Here is a 21,782-nt window from a genome sequence, read left to right as displayed (position 1 = left end):
ACAGGTGTTCGAGCGTGTCGCAATTTCGGCCGTGTTGTGATTTCGACATCTCGCGGTCTGCTCCGGGTTCGGGCAAGCGGACTAGAGTCGGAACCGGGCGGTGGGGCTCGCCCTCCTCAGAACCGTCGCTCCTGCGACCAACAGTCCCTACCCGGTGTGCCGTCCGGCCACCCAGGGTGGGGTGTCGTCCCTCCCCGATCCGCCGGCCATGGTGCACCTCCGGACCCACCGTGGGCCCGGGTGAGCGGAAGGGTGCGGAGATGGTGTTCGAGATCGAAGGGGTGAGCGCGCTGGAGGTCCTCGACTCGCGCGGTCGGCCCACGCTGGAGGTCACTGTGCGGCTCGCCGATGGGACGGTCGCCTCGGCCGGCGTCCCCTCGGGGGCGTCGACGGGGACGCGGGAAGCGGTCGAACTGCGCGACGGCGACCCGGCACGGTTCGGGGGCAGCGGTGTGCGAAAGGCCGCGGACAACGTGAACCGAGAGCTGAATGCCCAGCTCGCCGGGCGGCCCTGGACGGACCTCGCCGAGGTGGACGCCTCGATGTGCGCGCTCGACGGCACGCCGAACAAGGCCCGGCTCGGCGCGAACGCCCTCGTGGGGACGTCGATGGCGCTGGCGCGGGCGCTCGCCGGTTCGGCCGGGCGGGAGCTGGTCGACTGGCTGCCGGGGACGGGCGCGCCGCCGAGGATGCCCGTCCCGTGCTTCAACGTGCTCAACGGCGGTGCGCACGCGGCGAACCCCCTCGACTTCCAGGAGTTCATGGTCTGTCCGCTGGGCGCACCGTCGGTGGCCGAGGCGGTTCGCGCCGGCGCCGAGGTGTACCACGCGCTGCGCGGGCGCCTGGTGGCAGCAGGCAGGAACGTCGGACTGGGCGACGAGGGCGGCTTCGCCCCTGACCTCGCCGAGCCGGAGGACGTGCTCGAGTTGATCGTCGCGGCGATCGACGACGCCGGCTACGCCAGGGGGTCCGCAGGCGTGGGCATCGCGCTCGACCCCGCGGCGTCCGAGTTCTGGTCCGCCGACGGCTACCGGGTGAACGGCGCCACGCTCTCCAGCGCCGACATGATCGCCCGCTACGCAGCGATGGTCGACCGGTTCCCGGTCTGGAGCATCGAGGACGGGCTCGGCGAGCAGGATCCCGAGGGGTGGAAGCGGCTCACCGCCACGCTCGGGGATCGCGTCCAGCTGGTCGGCGACGACAACTTCTGCACCAATCCGGCCATCATCTCCGCCGCGATCTCGGAAGGGATCGCGAACGCCGCCCTGATCAAGCTGAACCAGATCGGGACGGTGAGCGAGACGATCGAGGCGATGCGGGTCTGTCACGACGCGGGCTACGGGCAGATGGTCTCGCACCGCTCCGGCGAGACCCCCGACAGCTTCATTGCCGACCTCGCCGTCGCCACCGGGTGCGGGCAGCTCAAGTCGGGAGCGCCGGCCCGCGGTGAGCGCGTGGCGAAGTACAACCGGCTGATCGCGATCGAGGCACGCCGTCCGGACCTCGACCACGGGCTGCCGGAACGGGGGGCCGCATCATGATCGACGTCTACCTGTGCCGCCACGGTCGCACCGCACTGAACGCGGCCGGCCGGCTCCGGGGACGCCTTGACCCCGACCTCGACCTCGTCGGTGTCGCGGAGGCGAGGGACCTCGGCCGCGTCCTCGGCGGGCTCGTGCCCGTCCGCGTGGTGTCCAGCCCGCTGCGCAGGGCGGTGGCGACGGCACGGCCCGTCGCCGAGGCCGTCGGCCTGGGGGTGGAGACCGATGCGCGCCTCGCCGATCGCGACTACGGGCTGTTCGACGGCGCGGTCGAGCGGGAGGTGGTCACGACGTACGGCTCACTCGACGCAGCCCCCGGCGTGGAGCCCGCCGACGCCGTGTTCGCGCGTGCGGACGCCGCCCTCGCCGATCTCCTGGCCGCCACCCACGGACCCGGCCCGGTGGTCGTGGTGAGCCATGACGCCGTGATCCGACAGGTCCTCGACCGACTCACCCCCGGCACCGGCCGCGCCGACCACCTGCCGCCCAGGACGGGGTGCTGGAGCCTGTTGCGCCACGACGGCACGGGCTGGCACCTCGTGGTGGCGGACAGCAAGGACGATCCCCAGGAGGTGGCCCTGGCACGCTCCTGAGCCGTGCGGCACCGCCTTCCCACCCGTCCCAAAGGGGAGTGTCAGTGGCACCTGTGAGACTCGTCACATCCCGACACGCGGGCGAACAATTGTTCGAATAGCCTTGACCCGGCGCTCACGTCGGGGTAGAAACAGGTATCGAACACTTGTGCGAGTACCGAGGAGTAACCATGAGCGCCCTGCTGCTTGAAGACCTGCTCGTCCCGGTCCCCACCGCTGTGCCGCAGCCGGTCCGGTGGCGCCACGTGGAGCGCTCGCCGCAGGCCCGTCCGGTCACGGCACTTCCGGGCGGACGCCCGCTGGGTGTGGTGGCGCCCCCGGTGCAGGTTCCGGCGTCCGCGACGGCGACGGTGCGCCCGGCTGCTGCGCCGCGACGCAGCGACTGGCAGCTCACCGACCGGGGGATCGCCGTCGTGGTCACCTTCTTCCTGGCCGTGGTCGCCGTGGCGACGGTGGTCCTCGTGACCGCGTTCCTCTCGGTCAGCGACGCGCCGGTCGCCGCCAGGCCCGACGTGGCGGTGGCTGCGCAGGGCTGAGCCCCTGTCTCGACGCCGACCGGCCCGTGGGGGAGCCGGTCGGCGTCGGCAATTCCGGGACGTCGGCAATTCCACTCACGCATCGGTCCAACACGCCGACACGCCGGATGTTGCCAGTGGGCGTCCGGCGGCATAACCTCTAGATGTAGTAGTTACACGGCTGTGGTTCCTCCACAGCTAGTGGTGGAGATGCACAGGTTTATCCACATCACGATCCACCGTTCCCGCCAGGAGAGGAGCCCGGAAGTGCACTGCCCGTTCTGCCGCCACACCGACACCCGGGTCCTCGACAGCCGCGTCGCCGAGGACGGCACGAGCATCCGCCGGCGCCGCCAGTGCCCCCAGTGTGAGCGCAGGTTCACCACGCTGGAGCAGATGCAACTCGTGGTCGTGAAGCGCTCCGGCGTGGTCGAGCCGTTCTCCCGAGAGAAGGTCGTCACCGGCGTCGCCAAGGCCTGCAAGGGACGCCCCGTCTCCGAGGCCGACCTGGCCCGGCTCGGGCAGCGCGTCGAGGAGACCCTGCGCGCCAGCGGGCAGGCCGAGATCCCCGCCGACGAGGTCGGCCTGGCCATCCTGGGCCCGCTCAGCGAGCTCGACTCCGTCGCGTACCTGCGGTTCGCGTCCGTCTACAAGCACTACGACTCGGTCGAGGACTTCGAGGCCGAGATCGAGACCTTGCGCCAGCAGGCGCTCGTTTCCCACTGAACACACACCTCCCACCCTCCAGATAATCGAAAGGCAGCACCATGACCGAGACCGTCAAGGCCACCACCAGAGGTGGCCGGAAGGCGCCGGGCCTCAAGATCGACCGCGTGTTCACGACCGCCGGCGTGCACCCCTACGACGAGGTCACCTGGGAGCATCGCGACGTCGTCCAGACCAACTGGAAGACCGGCGAGCACGTCTTCGAGCAGCGCGGGGTGGAGTTCCCCGACTTCTGGAGCGTGAACGCCTCCACCATCGTGACGACGAAGTACTTCCGGGGTGCCCTGGGCACCCCGCAGCGTGAGGCGAGCCTGCGCACGCTGATCGACCGGGTGGTGAAGACCTACCGCGCGTCCGGCGAGGAGAACGGTTACTTCGCGAGCGCGGAGGACGCGGAGGTCTTCGAGCACGAGATCACCTGGATGCTGCTGCACCAGTACTTCAGCTTCAACTCCCCGGTGTGGTTCAACGTCGGGACGACCAGCCCGCAGCAGGTGAGCGCCTGCTTCATCCTGTCCGTCGACGACTCGATGGACTCGATCCTGAACTGGTACAAGGAGGAGGGCTTCATCTTCAAGGGCGGCTCCGGGGCCGGCCTGAACCTCTCCCGGATCCGCTCGTCGAAGGAGCTGCTCTCCTCGGGCGGCACCGCGTCCGGCCCGGTCTCGTTCATGCGCGGTGCGGACGCGTCCGCGGGCACCATCAAGTCCGGTGGCGCCACCCGGCGTGCGGCGAAGATGGTGGTCCTGGACGTCGACCACCCCGACATCTACGAGTTCGTCGAGACCAAGGCGCGCGAGGAGGACAAGATCCGTGCGCTGCGGGACGCCGGCTTCGACATGGACCTCGGTGGCAAGGACATCGTCAGCGTCCAGTACCAGAATGCGAACAACTCGGTCCGGGTGAACGACGAGTTCATGCGCGCGGTCGAGGAGGGCGCCGAGTTCGGGCTGCGCGGACGGATGACCGGTGAGGTGATCGAGACCGTCGACGCCCGCGACCTGTTCGCCAAGATCTCCCAGGCGGCCTGGGAGTGCGCGGACCCGGGCCTTCAGTACGACGACACGATCAACGCCTGGCACACCAACCCGGAGTCGGGGCGGATCACCGCGTCGAACCCGTGCAGCGAGTACATGAGCCTGGACAACTCCTCCTGCAACCTGGCCAGCCTGAACCTGCTGAAGTTCCTGCGCGAGGACGACACCTTCGACGTCGCGCTGTTCACGAAGGCCGTCGAACTGGTGATCACCGCGATGGACATCTCGATCTGCTTCGCGGACTTCCCGACCGAGCCGATCGGCGAGACCACGCGGAACTTCCGGCAGCTGGGCATCGGGTACGCCAACCTCGGCGCGCTGCTGATGGCGGTCGGGCGGGGCTACGACTCCGAGGGCGGAAGGGCGCTGGCCGCGTCCATCACCTCCCTGATGACGGCCGCGTCCTACCGACGCTCGGCCGAGCTCGCCGGTGTGGTCGGCCCGTACAACGGCTACGCCCGCAACGCATCCGCCCACCAGCGGGTGATGCGCAAGCACCAGGCCGCCAACGACGACGTCCGCACCTACACCGAGCTCGACAAGCCGATCCACGAGGCCGCGGGCGTCGAGTGGGAGAGGGTCGTCTCGCTCGGGGCGAAGAACGGCTTCCGCAACGCCCAGGCCTCCGTCCTCGCGCCGACCGGGACGATCGGCTTCATGATGGACTGCGACACCACCGGCATCGAGCCGGACTTCTCCCTGGTGAAGTTCAAGAAGCTCGTCGGCGGCGGCTCGATGCAGATCGTCAACCAGACGATCCCGCGGGCGCTGACCCGGCTCGGCTACGCCGAGGAGACCATCGAGGCGATCGTGGAGTACATCTCCGCCAACGGCCACGTCGTGAACGCCCCCGGCCTGAAGCCGGAGCACTACGAGGTGTTCGACACCGCGATGGGCCAGCGGTCGATCAAGCCGATGGGCCACGTGCGGATGATGGCGGCCGTGCAGCCGTTCCTGTCCGGCGCGATCAGCAAGACGGTCAACCTGCCGGAGACCGCGACGGTCGAGGAGATCGCCGACGTCTACCTGCAGGGCTGGAAGCTCGGCCTCAAGGCGCTGGCGGTGTACCGCGACAACTGCAAGGTGGGCCAGCCGCTGAGCGACGCCAAGGCCGACAGCGGCAAGACCGAGGTGAAGCCGGAGCAGGAGGTGCGGATCGAGTACCGTCCCCGCCGCAAGCGCCTGCCGAAGTCCCGGATCAGCCGCACCACGTCGTTCTCCGTCGCCGGCGCCGAGGGCTACATGACGTCGGGCCAGTACGACGACGGCAACCTCGGCGAGGTGTTCCTCAAGCTCGGCAAGCAGGGCTCGACCCTGGCCGGCGTGATGGACGCGTTCTCGATCGCGGTCTCGATCGGCCTGCAGTACGGCGTGCCGCTGGAGCAGTTCGTGCAGAAGTTCACCAACCTGAAGTTCGAGCCGGCCGGCATGACCGACGACCCGGACGTGCGGATGGCGCAGTCGATCATGGACTACATCTTCCGCCGGCTGGCGCTGGACTATCTCTCGTTCGACGAGCGCGCGGAGCTGGGGATCCACACCGCGGCCGAGCGGGCCCGCTACGTCGAGACCGGCCGGTACCTGTCGGAGGAGGACGAGGCGGAGCTGATCGAGTCGGAGTCGCTGAAGAACGACGCCGCCGACGATGTCCGCGTGCACGAGGACGGTCCGAACCAGCCGGCGCTGGTCGAGGTCAGCGCGCACTCGACCGCCGAGGTGCTCGAGAAGCTGTCCGGCCTGAGCGTCGACGCCCCGCTGTGCCTCACCTGCGGCACGAAGATGCGGCGCTCCGGCTCCTGCTACATCTGCGAGGGCTGCGGCTCCACCAGCGGCTGCAGCTGATCGGTCACCACGGGGCGGCCGGGTCGAGCGACCCGGCCGCCCCGTGCCGTCCCCGATGGCTACGATCCTCGGGTGCTGAACACCGACCACCTGTTCTCCAACGACACCGCGGACGTCGACCGCGGCCTGGTGCACGCCTGGCTGAGCGAGCAGGCCTACTGGGCGCTCGGCCGGACGCGCGAGGCGCAGGACGCCGCGATCGACGCCTCCCGCAACTACAGCGTGCGGGACGCCGGCACGGGTGAGCAGGTCGCCTACGCGCGGGTGGTCACCGATGCGACGACGTTCGCGTGGCTCTGCGACGTCTTCGTCTCCCCGGACGTCCGGGGCTCCGGCGTGGGCAAGCTCCTGATCGAGGGGGTCGTGGCCGACCTGGATGCCCTCGGTGTGCGGCGCACGCTGCTGGCCACCGCGGACGCCCACGGCCTGTACGCGCAGTACGGCTTCGAGCCGCTGGCCGAACCCTCCCGCTGGATGGGCCGCGGCCGGGTCTAGCAACCGTCCGTCGTCGCCCGCAGGCTCAGTCGGCGTCGGTCTCCTCGTCCCGGTCGCCCCCGGCGGCGATGGTGGTGTTCACCTGGAGGGACACCCAGGAGGTCGTGGCCGGGGGCTCGGGCGTGGTGTGCCGGGCGACCGGAGCGTCGCCGGGCGCCACCGGACGCACGGGCTCGCCCATGGCAGCCTTGAGGGCCTGGGCGATCGCGCTGCCCGCGGCGGGGTCGAACTTCCTGATCTCGGCCATGCGGGAGATCCTAGGCCGCGATGCTGTCGTCGGGCTGTGGTTCGGCTGCGCGGGCGCCACGGCGGTGCTGGAGGACGACGAAGCCGACGATCGCCCCGACGACGAGGACGCCCAGCCCGATCGCCAGGGCGGGAGAGCGCGCCCACAGGTCGCCGAACAGGTCGACGCCCACCGTCCCGAGCGTCGCGTAGAGCAGCGCCCACGCCACCGAGCCGATGGTGACGGCCGGGAGGTAGTGCCGCAGCTTCATCCCGGTCGCGCCGGCGGCGAGGTTCGCCAGCGTCTGGAAGCCGATCGTCAGGAAGGACACGGCCACCACCGGGGCGCCGTACCGGTCGATCCTGGCCGTCGCGCTCCGGTAGCCGGGGGAGTCCATCAACCGGGCCAGCCGCGTCCGCCGCGCGCCGGCCGAGCCGAGCCGGCCCAGCCAGTAGGTGCCGTTCGCCCGGCACATCACGATGACGAACAGCGCGCCGACCACCACGGGGAACGGGACGTTCCACGCCGTGGGGTCCATCGGGCCTCCCGGGTCGGTCGGGCGGCCAGCTTACGACGGGGAGGCCGCCGCCGTCCTCGTCCCGGTCGTCGCGCGCCGCAGCAGCAGCGCACCGGCGGCGAACAGGACGACCGCGAGCGTCCCGTCCGGGTCCGAAGGGTGCAGGACCGAGCCGAACTGCCAGGCCGCCCACGTCCCTGCCGCGAACAGCGCGTATCCGGCCTCGGCCAGACCCCGGACGGGAACCCCGGGCCCGAGCCGGGGGATCAGGCGCACCTCGACCCGCGCGATCCACGGCACGGCCACCACGACCACCACCAGCACCACGACGACCAGCAGCAGCGCGTTCATCAGGACCGGCGCGGCCCAGGGGAGCAGCAGCGAGAGACCCACCAACAGCCCCGCCGACACCACGATCGCGGGGATGTGCCACAGGTAGGCCGTCAGCAGGAGGGCGTTGGCCAGCCGCACCAGTCCCGTCGCACGCTCACTGGGCCGGGCGGCAACGCCGGCCCGTTCGGCGAGGCCGAGGACGCAGGTCTGGGCGAAGCCGAGCACGACGATGGCGAGCGTGGGTGGCAGCAGGTTCGCCACCAGGACGTCGGCCCACGCCACCGCGGCGGGCGGGTAACCCAGCCCGAACACCAGTACGGCGATCACGGCGACGGCGCCGGCCAGCAGAACGAGCAACCGGCGGGTCGACCAGCCGCGGAACCAGCCCCGGTGGTAGGCGATGCCCCACTGGTGTGCCAGCGGCCACGCGAAGGCGAGGTTCAGCCACTGCAGGCCGAGGTCACCGGACGCCCGCACGACAGCGTCCACCACCACGACACCGACGAGCATCGGGAGCATCACCCAGGCGCCGTACCGGTCGTGCAGCCACACCGCCAGTGGGGCGGCGGCGAGCAGGAGTTCGTAGACGACGGCGAACCAGAGCAGCTGGGCGAACTGCCGACTCAGGGCGGACGCCTCCACCGGCCAGCCCGCCCAGGCGGCCACGCTGGCGACCACCGTGCACACGGCGAGGAACAGGGTCATCGGCCCGAGCAGCCTGCTGCCCCTCCGGGTGAGGAAGGACGCGTACGGCTCCCCGCCCGCCCGCCACGTGTCGACCACCACGGCATTCGCGTAGCCGGCCGCCACGAAGAACACGGGGATGATCGTCGCCACCCAGCTGATCGCCCAGAACACCCGCCCCGGCGCCCACGGCACCACCTGCACGTGGCCGTCGACCAGGAGCACCTGCCACAGCAGGCTGTGGAACACCACGACGATCAGCATCGACGAGATGCGGGCGACGTCGATCAGGTGGTTGCGTCCGGACACCGGGACATCGTAGGCACTTCCTGACCCTAGGCTGGCCACCGTGCAGGCGGCGCTCAGCGGATACCTGACCATCGGGGCGGTGATCGCTGTCGGCTGGGTGGTCGCGCACTTCCGCGTCCTCAACGAGGCCCACCGCCGGATGTTGTCGCGGCTGGCCTTCACGGTCGCGTCACCCGCGCTGCTGTTCTCCCTGGTCGCGCGCGCGGACCTCTCCCACCTCTTCAGTGACACGCTGGTCGTCTCTGCCCTGGCCATTGCGCTCGGGGCCGTCGTCCATCTCGTCGCGGCACGGCTGTGGCTGGGCCGGGGAGACCTGGCCGGTCGGGTGATCGGGACGCTCTGCGCGGTCTACACCAACGCCGGGAACCTCGGCCTGCCGATCGCCGCGTACGTGCTGGGCGACATGACCTGGATGGCCCCGGTCATGCTGATCCAGGTCGGCGTGATGCAGCCCACGGCGATGGCGCTGCTCGATCTCGCCGCCGCCCGCAGGGACGGACGACGCCTGAGCTGGGTGCGCTACGTGAGCCTCCCGTTCCGCAACCCGATCACGGTCGGCACCCTGGCCGGCCTCGGCCTGAACGCCCTCCACCTCACGCTGCCCGACGTGGTCTGGGCTCCGATCGACATGATCGGGGGCGTGGCGGTGCCCGCGATGCTGATCGCCTTCGGCATCTCGCTGCGGCTGGACCCGCTGCCGGGCCGCGGCCCGCACGTCCGCGAACTCGCACTGGTCACGCCGATCAAGGTCGTCATCCACCCCGCGATCGCCCTCGCCCTGGGTGCCTGGGTGTTCCACCTCGCGCCGTCCGACCTGCTGGCGGTGGTCGTGATCGCCGCGCTCCCGACCGCCCAGAACATCTACCTGATCTCGAGTCGCTACCACGTCCGGACGCTGCTGGCCCGCGACGCGATCTTCATCTCGACCCTCGCGTCCATCCCCGTGATCGTGGCGGCCTCGACGTGGCTGCGCTGACGACTCCGCAGGAAGTGCCGCTGACTTCGGCGCTTCCGGCCGCCGACAGAGGGGAAAGGTAATAGCATGCGCGCGATGGACAGTGGTCACTTCACCCGACTCTCGGGTGACGAATGCCGTCAGCTGATCCGCGGCCACAGCGTGGGACGCGTCTGCTGGCTCTCCGGTGAGGGGCTCCAGGTTCTCCCCGTGACGTACTGCGTGACCGGCGAGAAGGTCCTGATCCGCGTCGACCCCGAGTCCGTGATGGGCGAGCTCTCCGGCACGGTCAGGGTCGCGTTCGAGGTGGACGACATCGACGTCCCCACGGCGACGGGCTGGAGCGTCCTGGTGCGGGGCGAGACCCGCGAGTACACCGGCAGGGCCGACGTGGTGCTGCCGGAGCCCTGGGCGCCCGGGAGCCGGACCCTCACCGTGGCCATCACGCCGATCACGTACTCCGGCCGCGCGGTGTCGGCCGACCACCCGAGGAGTTGAGATGCTCAGACCGTATGTCGGCCCGGCCCGGGTGGTGGTCGGCTTCGACGGGTCGGACGACTCGTACCGTGCGCTCGCGTACGGCGTCGACGAGGCGCTCCAGCGGGAAGCCGAACTCGTCCTGGTCCACGCGGTCGACGACACCGTCCTGAACAGCGCCTGGGGAGTGGTGTTCGACCCCGACGAGATCAGGGACGGCGCGGCCGCCATGCTCGTGAAGGCGGTCGACGACGCGCTCGCCGCCGGGCTGCCGCGGCAGCGGATCCGCACCGAGGTGGTCCTCGGCAACCCCGCGGCCGCCCTGACCCGGCTCAGCGACAGGGCGTCCCTCGTGGTCGTGGGACGCCGCTCGGCCGGCACCGGAGAGAAGGCGATCGTCGGCTCGACGGCCGTCGGTGTCGTGGGGGCGTCGCACTGCCCGGTGATCGTGGTGTCCGGCGACGACGTCGCGCGGCCGGAGCGCACGGGAGTGATCGGGGTCGCGGTCGACACGGCCGCCCGCGGGGCGGTGGCGCTGGAGTGGGCGCTGACCGAGTGTGCGCACCACGGCGGCCGCGTCGTCGTGCTCAGCGTCTGCCGGGCGCCGCAGGGCCGTTGGTTCAGCGGCGGGCACCCGACGCCGGAACAGCAGCAGGCCGCGGTCGACGTCACACGCAACCGGATGGCCGACATGGTCTCGGAGATCACCGAGGACTACCCGGGCGTCGACGTCACCCTCGAGGTCGCCTACGGCAGCCCGCTGGACATCCTGGTCGGCCGCACCGAGGAGCTCGACCTGCTCGCCGTCGAGGTTCACGCCTCGTTCCCGACCTACTCCGTCGGCGGCCTGATCCGTGGCCTGCTCAGCTACGGACGCTGCCCCGTCGGCGTGATCCGGCCCAAGGACAGCCACGGCTCCTGACCCGCTTCCGATGCCGGCCTCGACGGCGTGACCCGGGCCATCGCACCGTCCGGCGTAAGCTTGGTCGGCCATGACCGCTGAGCCGCCCCGGATCGCCTTCGACGAGGCGCTGCCGATCAGCGCGCACGTCGAGGAGATCACGCGGGCGCTGCGGACGCACCAGGTCTTGGTGGTGGCGGGGGAGACCGGCTCGGGCAAGACCACGCAGCTGCCGAAGATCTGCCTGCTCGCCGGGCGCCGGCACATCGGGCACACCCAGCCCCGCCGGATCGCCGCCCGCAGCGTGGCCGCGCGGATGGCCGAGGAACTCGGCGAGGAGCTCGGGCACACCGTCGGCTTCCAGGTGCGGTTCTCCAGCCAGCGCAGCCGCGAGACCCGCGTCAAGGTGATGACGGACGGCATCCTGCTCGCCGAGATCTCCCACGACCGCGACCTGCGCCGCTACGACACGATCATCATCGACGAGGCCCACGAGCGCAGCCTGAACATCGACTTCCTGCTCGGCTACCTCAAGCAGCTGCTGCCGCGGCGTCCCGACCTGAAGGTGATCATCACCTCCGCGACGATCGACACCGCCCGGTTCAGCGAGCACTTCGACGACGCGCCCGTGATCGAGGTGTCCGGACGCACCTACCCGGTCGAGGTCCGGTACCGCCCGGTCGCCGGGTCCGCGGAGGACCGCGATCGTGACCAGACGGACGCGATCTGCGACGCGGTCACGGAGCTCACCGCGCGCCTCGACGGGGACATCCTCGTCTTCCTCTCCGGTGAGCGGGAGATCAGGGACGCGGCCGACGCCCTGAACGGCCTCGACCTGCGGTTCACCGAGGTCGTGCCGCTGTACGCGCGGCTCTCGGTCGCCGAGCAGCACCGGGTCTTCACCCCGCACACCGGCCGTCGGATCGTCCTGGCCACCAACGTCGCCGAGACCTCGCTCACGGTCCCGGGCATCCGCTACGTCATCGACCCCGGGTTCGCCCGGATCTCCCGCTACTCGGCGCGCACCAAGGTGCAGCGGTTGCCGATCGAGCCGATCTCGCAGGCCTCGGCCAACCAGCGTGCGGGCCGCTGTGGCCGGCTCGGTCCGGGCGTGTGCATCCGGCTGTACAGCGAGGACGACTTTACGTCCCGGCCTGAGTTCACCCAGCCGGAGATCCTGCGCACCAACCTCGCCTCGGTCATCCTGCAGATGGCCGACGCCGGGCTGGGTGACATCACCCGGTTCCCCTTCGTGGAGCCGCCGGACGCCTCCCAGGTGCGGGACGGCCTGCGGCTGCTCACCGAACTGGGCGCGATCGAGCTCGGGCAGGGCCGGACGCCGCACGGCACCGTCCGGCTGACGAAGGTGGGACGGACGCTCGCCCGCCTGCCCGTCGACCCGCGGCTGGGCCGGATGCTGGTCGAGGCCGACCGGCAGGGCTGCCTGCGCGAGGTGCTGCCGATCGTGGCCGGCATCGCGATCCCCGACGTGCGTGAGCGTCCGAGCGAGGACACCGCCGCGGCGGACGCCGCCCACCGCCGGTTCTGGGCTCCGCTCGACGGTGCGGCCGAACCGACCCCGGACGGCTCGGACATCGCGTCCCTTCTGCGGTTGTGGACCTACCTGCGCGACCAGCGCCGCGCGCTGTCCGGCAACGCCTTCCGGCGGCTGTGCCGCAGCGAGTACCTGAACTTCCTCCGGGTGCGGGAGTGGCAGGACCTGCACGCCCAGCTCCGGGAGGCGTGCACGGAGGTCGGCTACCACCGCAACGACGCCGCCGCGGGCCTGGACGCCGTCCACACCGCCGTCCTCTCCGGGCTGCTGTCCCACGTCGGCCTGCTGGACGAGGCCAGCCTCGCCAAGCCGGCCCGAGGCAGGCGGAAGGGCCCGGCGGAGTACCTCGGCGCGCGGGGCGCGCGGTTCGCCGTCAACCCCGGCTCGAGCGCAGCGCGCACCAACGCGCCGCTGGTGATGGCCGTCGAACTGGTCGAGACCAGCCGACTGTGGGCGCGGACAGTCGCCCCGGTCACCGCGGAGCAGGTCGAGGCGGTCGGCGGCCACCTGCTCAAGCACAACTACTCCGAGCCGCACTGGTCGGAGCGGGGCGGCCAGTGCGTGGCGTACGAGCGGGTCACGCTGCTCGGCGTCCCGATCATCGCCCAGCGGCTGGTCAGCTACGCCCGGATCGACCCCGTGGTCGCCCGTGAGGTGTTCATCACCTCGGCCCTCGTCGAGGGACGCTGGCGCACCCGCCACCACTTCTGGGCGCGGAACCAGGCCGTGCGCGCGGAGGCGGAGGAGCTGGCCGACCGGAACCGGCGCCGCGACCTGCTGCTCGACGACGCGTCCATCGCCGCCTTCTACGAGGCGCGAATCCCTGCCGACGTGGTGACGGTCGCCCACTTCGACCGGTGGTGGCGTGACGCTCGCCGCACCGACGAGCACCTGCTCGACCTGACGCTGGACGACCTGGTCGTCCCGGACGCGGACCTCGACACGCAGGCCTACCCCGACCGCTGGGCCGCCGGTGGTGAGGAGTTGGAGGTCGACTACGCGTTCGACCCCGGCACGGGCCACGACGGAGTCACCGTGAGCGTCCCGCTGGCGCTGCTCACCCGGCTCGACCCGGCCACCTTCACCTGGCAGGTGCCGGGACTGCGCCCGGACGTGGCCACCGAGCTCATCCGCGCCCTGCCGAAGGCGCTGCGGACGCGGCTCGTGCCGGCCCCAGACACCGCCCGGCGGGCGCTGGAGTGGTTGGTCGACCATCCGGGGCCGGGCGCGGAGACGCTCTGGGCGGGGCTGGGCCGGGCCATCCTCGCGCTGACAGGCGTCCAGGTGCCGGAGGACGCGTGGCAGCCGCAGGCGATCCCCGACCACCTGCGGGTGCGCTTCCGGGTCCTCTCCGACGGCGCCCAGCCGGTCGTCGGACGGGACCTCGCCGAACTCTCCGGGAAACTCGCCCCGAGGGTCAGCCGCACGCTCAACGCCGCGGCCGGTCATCTCACGCACCCCGGAGCGCGGTCGTGGGAGTTCGGGACGCTGCCCGACCGGATCGACGACCCGATGCCCGGCTTCCCTGCGCTCGTGGACCGGGGCGACCGGGTCGGCGTCCAGGTGTTCGCGGACGCGGCCGCCGCACGGCGGGCGCACCGCAACGGGCTGCGCCGACTGGTCACGCTCACCACGGTCGATCCGACCCGGTCGATCGTGTCCAGGATGGGCAACGCGACCAAGCTGGCGCTGGCGACGTCCCCGTACCCCGACGTGCCGGCCCTGCTGGCCGACGCCCGCCTGAAGGCGACCGGCGACCTGCTGGACGCCGCCGGCGGGCTGTGGGAGACCAGGGACGCAGCGTCGTTCCAGCGGCTGGCCGACGGCGTCCGCGCCGATGCCGCGCCGGCGATGCAGCGGGTGGTGGCAGCGGCGGGGGAGATCCTTCAGCTCGCCGGCGAGGTGCGCCGCGCACTGCCGTCCGCTCCGGCGGCGACACGCGACGACGCATCCGAACAGCTCGACGGGCTGGTGTACCGCGGCTTCGTGTCCGCGACCCCCGTCCGCGCGTGGCTGCGGTTGCCCACCTACCTGAAGGGCATCCAGCGGCGGTTGCAGGCAGCGACGTCCAACCCCCGCCACGAGGCGGAGGGGCTGGCGGTGATCGGCGAGCTGGAGGACGAGTACGCGGCGCTCTGCGCGCGGTTCCCGTCCGGACCGCTCCCGGAGTCGGTGGCCGACGTCGGCTGGCTGCTGGAAGAGTTGAGGGTGAGCCTCTTCGCGCAAGCGCTGGGCACCGCCGTCCCGGTCTCCGCGAAGCGCGTGCGCAGCGCGATGGCCGCCGCGTCCTGAGCCCGGGCGGCACGATAGGAACCGTCCCCATCGTTCCACCGGCACGCTGGGGACGGTTCCTAGCGTGCCGCGGATCAGACAGTCAGCGCGGCCCCGTCACTGCGGGGCCGCGCCTGGTGGGGCGTCCGCGCGCACAGGAGGGGTTGGTGCGGCGGACGCGGATTCCGCGCTGCGAGGAAGGGGGTCAGACGCTCGCGAGGCGGGTGCGGATGGTCTCGCCCTCGGTCATGGCACGGCGGAACCAGTGCCGCCTGTCGACCTTGCGGGGAAACGTGGGAGTGGGTTCGATCTGGCGAGCGATGTCGAGGTCCTCGACGAGCCGCTCGCGGTCCCTGTCGATGACTGCGTAGCTCAGCATGAGGAAATTCTCGCGTCTTCCTTCATTCGGGACAAGCTGAATATCCCGAATGATCGTGCGGTCCTGCCGTACTGTTGAGTCATGCTCGATCTGAACCGTCTCCGCATCCTGCGGGCCGTCGTCGCGAGCGGCTCGGTGAACGACACCGCACGCCGCCTGGGCCTGACTCCGTCCACCGTGAGCCAGCACGTCCACACCCTGGAGAAGGAGGTGGGGTTCGCGCTCGTGGAACGGGTGGGACGCGGCATCCGGCCCACCCCGGCGGCCGTCGTCCTCGCGAAGGCGAGCGCCGAGGCCCTGCAGTCGATGAAGGAGCTGGACGGCGTCGTCCGCGAGCTCAGGGAGGGCGCCACCGAGCGCCTGACCATGCGGACGTTCGCGTCGGCCGCCTACACGTGGGTGCCGGCGGTCGCGCGGACGCTGCGCAGCGAGTTCCCCGGCCTGACCCTCGAGTTGTCCATCAACGAGACCGACACCGCCGAGCTCGCCGGCCAGGCCGACGTCGAGGTCCACACAGAGCTTCCCTACGACGAGCCGACCGTTCCCCCCGCCTACCGCAGGGTCGAGCTGGGCCTGGACGACTTCCTGGTCGCCGTCCCGCCCGACCACCCGCTGGCCGAGGCCGAGACCTGCGAGCTCAACGAGTTCAGCGAGGACGACTGGGTGCAGTACGACTTCAGCGACGAGATCGCGACGCGGCTGGCCGCCCACGCCTGCGCGGTGGCGGGCTTCACGCCCCGCTACGTGTCCCGCGCGCAGGACCACGTCACCGGACTCGCGTTCGTCGCCGCGGGCGTGGGGATCGCGCTCGTTCCCCAGCTGGCCGTCGGCTGGTCGGGCTTCGACATCGGTTACGTCCGTCCCACCAACCCCACGCCCCACCGCCGGATCGTCGCGCTGGTGCGCGACAGTGCGCGGACGAACCCGGCAGCGGGCAGGACCATCGAACTGCTCACCGAGCTGGGCGGGCGGCTCGGCGAGTTCAACCCCGCGCTGCGCCGGCACGCCCCTGGGCCCAGTCGCCTGCACTGAGCCCGGCCCACACGGACCGTCCGGAGGGCGCGGTCCGGACGAGCGGGCGCGGGCGTCAGCCGACAACGCAATGCCGGGGCGCCGGGGGACCCTCGGGGTACAGTGGCCGGGTGCTGGATCCTCGGCTGCTCTACACGTTCGACCCGAGCCTCTGGGAGGCGGTGCGGGGGACGCGTCCCGCCCTGCTGCACCTCCTCGACGGCTACATCGACGCGGGTTCGGTCACCCACACGGCCGGGCACTACCTCCTCGAGGTGTGTGAGCACGAGGTACTGGTCGAGTTCGACCACGACCAGCTGCACGACTACCGGTCACGCCGTCCGCAAATGGTGTTCGACACCAACCACTGGGTCTCGATGACCGACTACTCGCTGGTGATCCACCGGGTGCTGGACGCGAACGGCACGCCGTTCCTGCTGTTCACCGGCCCCGAACCGGACACGCAGTGGAACCGCACGGCCGCGGCCGTCCTCGGCATCGCCGAGCGGCTGGACGTCTCGCGCATCCTGACCGTCTCCGGCGTTCCGATGGCCGTCCCGCACACGCGACCAACGCTCGTCACCGCACACTCCACCGATCCCACGACCGTCAGCGGCAACCCCATGTGGATCGACCGCGTCCAGCTCCCGGGCAGCTTCTCCCACGTCCTGGAGTACCGGGCCGGCCGGGTCGGGATCCTCGGCCAGGGCTTCGTGGCCCACGTGCCGCACTACCTCTCGCAGGCCGCGTTCCCGCAGGCGTGCGATGCGGTACTGCGCCGCGTCCAGGAGGCCGCGGGGCTGGAGTTCCCGCTGGGCGAGCTCGCCGAGCGGATCGCCTCGAACCTCGAGGGCATCGAGTCGGAGACGGCGGAGGACGCCGACTTCCCGGCTGTCGTCCACGCGCTGGAGGAGCAGTACGACCGGCTGAGCAACAGCGGGGCCGCGTCCGTGCCGAGCGCCGACGAGATCGGCGCCGCCGTCGAGCAGTTCCTCGCCGAGCAGGACCCGCCGCCCGACTTCCGGCGCTGACCGTGCCGGAGTCCGTGGACGAACTGATCGGGATCCTCGACCTCGACCAGACCGGGGAGACCACCTTCGTGGGGCAGGGCGACACCGGCTCCGCACGCCAGCGGGTGTTCGGCGGCCAGGTGCTGGCGCAGGCGCTGACCGCGGGCTACCGCACGGTGCCGGACGGACGCGTCGCGCACTCCCTCGGCGCGTACTTCCTGCGCGCCGGCGCCGCCGCGACGCCGATCACCTACACCGTGGAGACCACGAGGGACGGCGGCAGCTTCTCCACCCGCAGGGTGGTGGCCGACCAGGGCGGCAGGGTGATCTTCACCATGGTGTGCTCCTACCACGTGCAGGAGACCGGTCTCGATCACTCCGACACCGCCCCGGGCGGTGTCCGGCCCCCCGAGGAGTGCCCGCCGCTGTCCGAGGTGCTGGGCGCGCGGTCGCGTCGGGCCGCGGAGGCGTGGCGCCAGGAATGGGGAGTGCTGGAGACGCGGTTCGCGTCCGACACCTCGCCACTGAGCGCTGCCGGCCACTCCGACGCGGCGATGAAGGTCTGGGTGCGGACGGAGAGCGCCCTGCCCGACGACCCCCGGCTGCACCAGGCCTGCCTCGCCTACGCCAGCGACCTGACTCTGCTGGCGGTGAGCACGGTCCCGCACCCGGTCGAGTTCGCCGGCCCGAACATGCAGGTCGCGTCGATCGACCACTCGATGTGGTTCCACCGGGCGGCGCGCGCCGACGAGTGGCTGCTCTACGACCAGGTCTCCCCGTCCGCGTCCTCCGGGCTCGGTTTCAGCTTCGGACGCCTGTTCTCCTCCGGACGCCTCGCCGCGTCCTGCGCCCAGGAGGGCCTGATCCGGCTGATCGGCGCCGACTCGTCATCCCGGGGTTGACCCGGGATCTGTGTGTCCCGGTGGGGTGTGGCAGGCGCGGGATCCCGGCTTTCGCCGGGATGACAGGGGCGGGAGCTCGTCATCCCGGGCTTGACCCGGGATCTCTCCTTCCCGGGGAAACAGCAGCGGCCCGGGAATGCTCCCGGGCCGCTGTCGTGCGAAGGGTGATGTTGGATCCGTGCCTCAGGCGGCTTCGGCGTCCCCGCGCAGCTTTGAGATGGCGTGCCGCTCGATCTGGCGGACGCGCTCTGCGGTGATGCCCCAGACCGCCGCGATGTCGGCGAGCTTGGCCTGGCGGCCGTCCAGCAGGCCGTAGCGGCGACGGACGACGTCCGCGGAGCGCTCGTCCAGGCCGGACAGCATCGCGTCGAGCCGCGCGCGGTCCTCCGCGTCCAGCACGACCTCGTCGGGGCCGGGCGACATCTCGCGGGCGAGCAGGTCACCGAGGGCGGTGTCGCCGTCCTCCTCGACGGGTGCGTCGAGGCTGACGTGGTCACGCGACAGGCGCAGCAGGTCGATGATCTGCTCCTCGGCGACGCCGAGCTCTTCCGCGATCTCGACCAGCTCGGGCTCACGACCCAGGCGCCGTTCCAGCGTGCGCCGGACGGCGGAGACCTGGTTGACCTGCTCGGCGACGTGGACGGGGAGCCGGACGATCCGTCCCTGCTGGGCGATCCCGCGGGAGATCGACTGGCGCACCCACCAGGTCGCGTAGGTCGAGAACTTGAAGCCCTTGGTGTAGTCGAACTTCTCGACCGCGCGGATCAGGCCGGTGTTGCCCTCCTGCACGAGGTCGAGCAGCGGCATCTGGGCCCGGCCGTACTTGCGGGCGACCGAGACGACCAGGCGGAGGTTCGCGGTGATGAACCGTTGCATGGCCTCGTCACCCTGGCGCGCGATCTCGCGCAGCTCGTCGTCGGTGGCCTGCACCGTGCGCAGCGGGGTCTCGGCGTCACCGAGCGTGTCGTCGAGGAGCGCGTGCGCGTAGCGCCCGGCCTCGATCAGCTTGGCGAGCTGGACTTCCTCCTCCGCGGTCAGCAGGGGCGTCTTGGCGATCCCGTCCAGGTAGAGACCAACCGCGTCCTTGCCGTCGATGCCATCGTTGGTGCGGACCCGATGTGCGGTAGCGATCATTCGTGATTCCCTTTCGCTCGTGCCAGCAGTACAACGTGCCGAACGGTCGTTTCGCTGCCACAAACGGCCCTGAACATCCTGTGGACTCAGGCGTTCGCGCAGATCAAGACCACGGTTGTACCCGGGCTGAGACCGTGGGCCCTAGCACACGGGTCCAAATGGCTGCCTCCGGCCCCCTGCGGGCGGCGCGGTTCAGTCGCGCGGGGACGTGGCGTCGACGAGCCAGGCGAGCTCGAACGCGGCGTCGCGCCAGGCCTGGTAGCGGCCGGACGCCCCGCCGTGGCCGGCGACGATCTCGGTGCGCAGCAGGACGGGGCGCTCCGAGCCCGAGTCGTGCCGCAGCCGGGCCACCCACTTGGCGGGCTCGGTGACCTCGACCCGGGTGTCGTTGAGGCTCGCGGTGACCAGGATCGCCGGGTACTGCGTGCGCCGCACGTTCTCGTAGGGGGAGTAGCCGCGCATCCGGAAGTAGGCGTCCGGATCGTGCAGCGGGTCGCCCCACTCCTCCCACTCGCTGACGGTCAGCGGCAGGTCGGGATCGAGGATCGTGGTCAGCGCGTCCACGAACGGGACCGCGGCGTGGACGGCGGCGAACGCGTCCGGGGCCAGGTTGACCGCCGCGCCGATCAGCAGCCCACCGGCGCTGCCGCCCTCGGCCGCCAGCCGGTCGACGCTGGTGTACCCGGCGGCGACGAGGTGCCGCGCGCAGGCGACGAAGTCGGTGAAGGTGTTCTCCTTGGCCGCGAGCTTGCCGTCGAGGTACCAGGCGCGGCCGAGTTCGCCACCGCCGCGCACGTGCGCGACCGCGTACACGTAGCCGCGGTCGAGCAGGCTCAGCCGGGCGATCGAGAACGTCGGCGGGATGCTGATCTCGTAGGCGCCGTAGCCGTACAGCAGGCAGCCGGCGGAGCCGTCCAGCGGGGTGTCGGCGCGGTGCACGATCGAGATCGGGACGCGGGTCCCGTCCGGCGCGGTCGCCCATTCCCTGCGCTGCACGTAGTCGCCCGGGACGTATGGCCCGAGCGTGGGGTGGTCGAGGACGGGACGCTGCTTGAGCAGGCGGCGGCTGCCGTCCACCAGCGACTGCTCGAGCACCAGGTCGGGGGTGACCATGGACTGGTAGTGCAGCCGGATCCGGTCGGTGTCCGCCTCGTCGCCGTCGTCCGCCTCGAGGTGGAAGAGGGGCTCGTCGAAGGTGAGTTCGACCTCCTCGCCCACGTCCCCCGCGGCGTCGCGCCCGCGGAGTGCCACCCGCTGCAGTCCCTCCTTGCGGAGGCTCACCACGAGGACGCGGTCGTACGCGGTGACGCCCAGCAGCCGTGTCCCGTCCTCGCCGGGACGCAAAGTGCGCCACTGCGCGGGCGAGGTCGCGTCCAGGGGTGCCTCGGCGAGGGCGAAGTCGGGCGCACCGTCGTTGTGGACGATGAACAGCCGGTCGCCGGCGACCTCGACGTCGTACTCGACGTCCTCTCGTCGGGGCGCGACCGACCGCAGGTCCGCGGACGGGTCGGCGGTGTCCAGCAGCCACACCTCCGTGCTGGTCTTGCTGGCGGCGCCGAGGATGACCCACCGGTTGTCCCGCGAGCAGTCCACGCCCAGCCAGAACCGCTCGTCGGGTTCGGTGTGCAGGAGTTCGTCCGGGCCTGACGCACCCAGCCGGTGCCGCCACAGCCGGTCCGGGCGCCACGCGTCGTCGACGGTGAGGTAGCAGAACGCCTCGTCGCCGGCCCAGGTGCCGCCGCCGGCCACCTCTTCGACCTCGTCGGCGAGGTGTGCGCCGGTGAGGAGGTCGACGAACAGCAGGCGGTAGCGCTCGTCCCCGGTGGTGTCGACGGAGTACGCGGCCCTGCGTCCGTCCGGAGACACCTCGAAGCAGCCGAGCGCGAAGAACTCCTCACCGGCGGCGAGGGCCTGCACGTCCAGCAGGAGCTGCTCGCCGTCGGGCGTGCCGGCGGCGGGATCGGGCAGCGAGTCCCTCCCGTGCGCGGGGCAGCGGAACAGGCTGGGGTAGTCGAGGCCCTCCGTGGTGCGGGCGTAGTACCAGAACTCGCCCAGCCCGGGGTGCCGCGCGAACTCGGGGACGCTGAGGTCGGTCTGAAGGGTGCGGGCCGAGATGTCGTCGTAGATGGCCTGCCGCAGGTGGGCCAGCGGCTCGGTCCGGGCCGCCGTCCACTCGTTCTCCGCCTGGAGGTAGGCCAGGAACCCGGGATCGGTCTTGTCCCGCATCCACGCGTAGGGGTCGAGGAAGATGTCGCCGTGGTGGACGCGCGGCTCGGGGCGGCGCGGCGCGACGGGAGGCTGGGCGGATTCAGGCACGAGGACCAGCCTAGGGCGGTCGCGGAAGCCAGGGGGCCCGGCTTGGGAGTTGG

General features: G+C 71.5%; 19 protein-coding genes. 13 read left to right on the top strand and 6 right to left on the bottom strand.

Features of this window, described 5'->3' with window-relative positions; all coding sequences use genetic code 11:
• The first annotated feature begins 260 nt into the window (after positions 1–260).
• The 6 genes from eno (at position 261) to QM779_RS05465 (ending at position 6,749) form a co-directional block, all read left to right on the top strand.
• Positions 261–1,541, top strand: coding sequence for a phosphopyruvate hydratase (gene eno / locus QM779_RS05490; protein WP_428532773.1), 1,281 nt, complete (start codon positions 261–263; stop codon positions 1,539–1,541).
• Positions 1,538–2,134 (top strand): histidine phosphatase family protein, encoded by a 597-nt coding sequence (locus QM779_RS05485; protein WP_428532770.1) that lies wholly within the window; start codon positions 1,538–1,540, stop codon positions 2,132–2,134. The genes eno and QM779_RS05485 overlap by 4 nt, the downstream gene beginning before the upstream one ends.
• Before the next feature lie 170 nt (positions 2,135–2,304).
• On the top strand, positions 2,305–2,670 hold the full coding sequence (locus QM779_RS05480) for a hypothetical protein (protein WP_428532767.1): 366 nt from the start codon (positions 2,305–2,307) through the stop codon (positions 2,668–2,670).
• A gap of 246 nt (positions 2,671–2,916) precedes the next feature.
• On the top strand, positions 2,917–3,375 hold the full coding sequence (gene nrdR, locus QM779_RS05475) for a transcriptional regulator NrdR (RefSeq protein WP_428532764.1): 459 nt from the start codon (positions 2,917–2,919) through the stop codon (positions 3,373–3,375).
• A 41-nt stretch (positions 3,376–3,416) separates the two neighbouring features.
• Entirely contained in the window at positions 3,417–6,254 is a 2,838-nt protein-coding gene (locus tag QM779_RS05470; RefSeq protein WP_428532761.1) for a vitamin B12-dependent ribonucleotide reductase, read from the top strand.
• A gap of 72 nt (positions 6,255–6,326) precedes the next feature.
• Positions 6,327–6,749 carry a GNAT family N-acetyltransferase gene (locus QM779_RS05465; RefSeq protein ID WP_428532758.1) on the top strand — a complete coding sequence of 141 codons (423 nt, stop codon included), beginning with the start codon at positions 6,327–6,329 and terminating at the stop codon, positions 6,747–6,749.
• 25 nt (positions 6,750–6,774) lie between these two features.
• Here the strand turns inward: QM779_RS05465 and QM779_RS05460 are convergent, their stop codons facing one another.
• Genes QM779_RS05460 through QM779_RS05450 form a run of 3 tightly spaced genes read right to left on the bottom strand, consistent with a single transcriptional unit; the run spans position 6,775 to position 8,818 of the window.
• The gene (locus QM779_RS05460) at positions 6,775–6,996 is read right to left on the bottom strand and encodes a hypothetical protein (protein ID WP_428532755.1); all 222 of its coding nucleotides are present in this window, start codon (positions 6,994–6,996) and stop codon (positions 6,775–6,777) included.
• A 10-nt stretch (positions 6,997–7,006) separates the two neighbouring features.
• Positions 7,007–7,513, bottom strand: coding sequence for a DedA family protein (locus QM779_RS05455; protein WP_428532752.1), 507 nt, complete (start codon positions 7,511–7,513; stop codon positions 7,007–7,009).
• 30 nt (positions 7,514–7,543) lie between these two features.
• Positions 7,544–8,818 carry an acyltransferase family protein gene (locus tag QM779_RS05450; protein WP_428532749.1) on the bottom strand — a complete coding sequence of 425 codons (1,275 nt, stop codon included), beginning with the start codon at positions 8,816–8,818 and terminating at the stop codon, positions 7,544–7,546.
• Positions 8,819–8,858: 40 nt separating this feature from the next.
• On the opposite strand from QM779_RS05450, the gene QM779_RS05445 reads away from it, so the two are divergent.
• The 4 genes from QM779_RS05445 to hrpA all read left to right on the top strand — a co-directional run bounded on the left by QM779_RS05445 (position 8,859) and on the right by hrpA (position 14,998).
• Entirely contained in the window at positions 8,859–9,794 is a 936-nt protein-coding gene (locus QM779_RS05445) for an AEC family transporter (RefSeq protein WP_428532746.1), read from the top strand.
• Between the two features lie 75 nt (positions 9,795–9,869).
• Positions 9,870–10,271 (top strand): pyridoxamine 5'-phosphate oxidase family protein, encoded by a 402-nt coding sequence (locus QM779_RS05440; RefSeq protein ID WP_428532743.1) that lies wholly within the window; start codon positions 9,870–9,872, stop codon positions 10,269–10,271.
• A gap of 1 nt (position 10,272) precedes the next feature.
• Positions 10,273–11,172, top strand: a complete 900-nt coding sequence (locus QM779_RS05435; protein ID WP_428532740.1) for a universal stress protein — start codon at positions 10,273–10,275, stop codon at positions 11,170–11,172.
• Between the two features lie 70 nt (positions 11,173–11,242).
• A complete protein-coding gene (gene hrpA / locus QM779_RS05430; protein ID WP_428532737.1) occupies positions 11,243–14,998 on the top strand; it encodes an ATP-dependent RNA helicase HrpA in 3,756 nt (1,251 codons plus the stop codon).
• A 184-nt stretch (positions 14,999–15,182) separates the two neighbouring features.
• On the opposite strand, the gene QM779_RS05425 is transcribed toward hrpA, so the two are convergent.
• Positions 15,183–15,356, bottom strand: coding sequence for a hypothetical protein (locus QM779_RS05425; protein ID WP_428532734.1), 174 nt, complete (start codon positions 15,354–15,356; stop codon positions 15,183–15,185).
• 81 nt (positions 15,357–15,437) lie between these two features.
• On the opposite strand from QM779_RS05425, the gene QM779_RS05420 reads away from it, so the two are divergent.
• From QM779_RS05420 to QM779_RS05410, 3 genes are all read left to right on the top strand, one after another.
• Positions 15,438–16,388 carry a LysR family transcriptional regulator gene (locus QM779_RS05420; RefSeq protein WP_428532731.1) on the top strand — a complete coding sequence of 317 codons (951 nt, stop codon included), beginning with the start codon at positions 15,438–15,440 and terminating at the stop codon, positions 16,386–16,388.
• 110 nt (positions 16,389–16,498) lie between these two features.
• On the top strand, positions 16,499–17,398 hold the full coding sequence (locus tag QM779_RS05415) for a PAC2 family protein (protein ID WP_428532728.1): 900 nt from the start codon (positions 16,499–16,501) through the stop codon (positions 17,396–17,398).
• A gap of 14 nt (positions 17,399–17,412) precedes the next feature.
• Positions 17,413–18,279, top strand: coding sequence for an acyl-CoA thioesterase (locus tag QM779_RS05410; RefSeq protein WP_428532725.1), 867 nt, complete (start codon positions 17,413–17,415; stop codon positions 18,277–18,279).
• 183 nt (positions 18,280–18,462) lie between these two features.
• Here QM779_RS05410 and QM779_RS05405 read toward each other — a convergent pair whose 3' ends face one another.
• Together QM779_RS05405 and QM779_RS05400 are read right to left on the bottom strand one after the other, a co-directional pair.
• Complete coding sequence (locus QM779_RS05405; RefSeq protein ID WP_428533078.1) at positions 18,463–19,410, bottom strand: sigma-70 family RNA polymerase sigma factor; 948 nt, start codon at positions 19,408–19,410, stop codon at positions 18,463–18,465.
• 195 nt (positions 19,411–19,605) lie between these two features.
• Positions 19,606–21,729, bottom strand: a complete 2,124-nt coding sequence (locus tag QM779_RS05400; protein WP_428532722.1) for a S9 family peptidase — start codon at positions 21,727–21,729, stop codon at positions 19,606–19,608.
• Between the last annotated feature and the right edge of the window lie 53 nt (positions 21,730–21,782).

It is taken from the genome of Propionicimonas sp., from assembly GCF_049840635.1.
Lineage (GTDB): Bacteria > Actinomycetota > Actinomycetes > Propionibacteriales > Propionibacteriaceae > Propionicimonas.
Note: the sequence above shows the minus strand (reverse complement) of the source record. Positions and strands in the feature narration are given on the sequence as shown.

Coding starts and splice junctions, on each gene's coding strand:
- QM779_RS05435 (WP_428532740.1), top strand. CDS start 10,273: ATGCTCAGACCGTATGTCGGCCCGGCCCGGGTGGTGGTCGGCTTCGAC.
- QM779_RS05470 (WP_428532761.1), top strand. CDS start 3,417: ATGACCGAGACCGTCAAGGCCACCACCAGAGGTGGCCGGAAGGCGCCG.
- hrpA (WP_428532737.1), top strand. CDS start 11,243: ATGACCGCTGAGCCGCCCCGGATCGCCTTCGACGAGGCGCTGCCGATC.
- QM779_RS05460 (WP_428532755.1), bottom strand. CDS start 6,996: ATGGCCGAGATCAGGAAGTTCGACCCCGCCGCGGGCAGCGCGATCGCC.
- QM779_RS05455 (WP_428532752.1), bottom strand. CDS start 7,513: ATGGACCCCACGGCGTGGAACGTCCCGTTCCCCGTGGTGGTCGGCGCG.
- QM779_RS05485 (WP_428532770.1), top strand. CDS start 1,538: ATGATCGACGTCTACCTGTGCCGCCACGGTCGCACCGCACTGAACGCG.
- QM779_RS05425 (WP_428532734.1), bottom strand. CDS start 15,356: ATGCTGAGCTACGCAGTCATCGACAGGGACCGCGAGCGGCTCGTCGAG.
- QM779_RS05440 (WP_428532743.1), top strand. CDS start 9,870: ATGGACAGTGGTCACTTCACCCGACTCTCGGGTGACGAATGCCGTCAG.
- eno (WP_428532773.1), top strand. CDS start 261: ATGGTGTTCGAGATCGAAGGGGTGAGCGCGCTGGAGGTCCTCGACTCG.
- QM779_RS05420 (WP_428532731.1), top strand. CDS start 15,438: ATGCTCGATCTGAACCGTCTCCGCATCCTGCGGGCCGTCGTCGCGAGC.
- QM779_RS05480 (WP_428532767.1), top strand. CDS start 2,305: ATGAGCGCCCTGCTGCTTGAAGACCTGCTCGTCCCGGTCCCCACCGCT.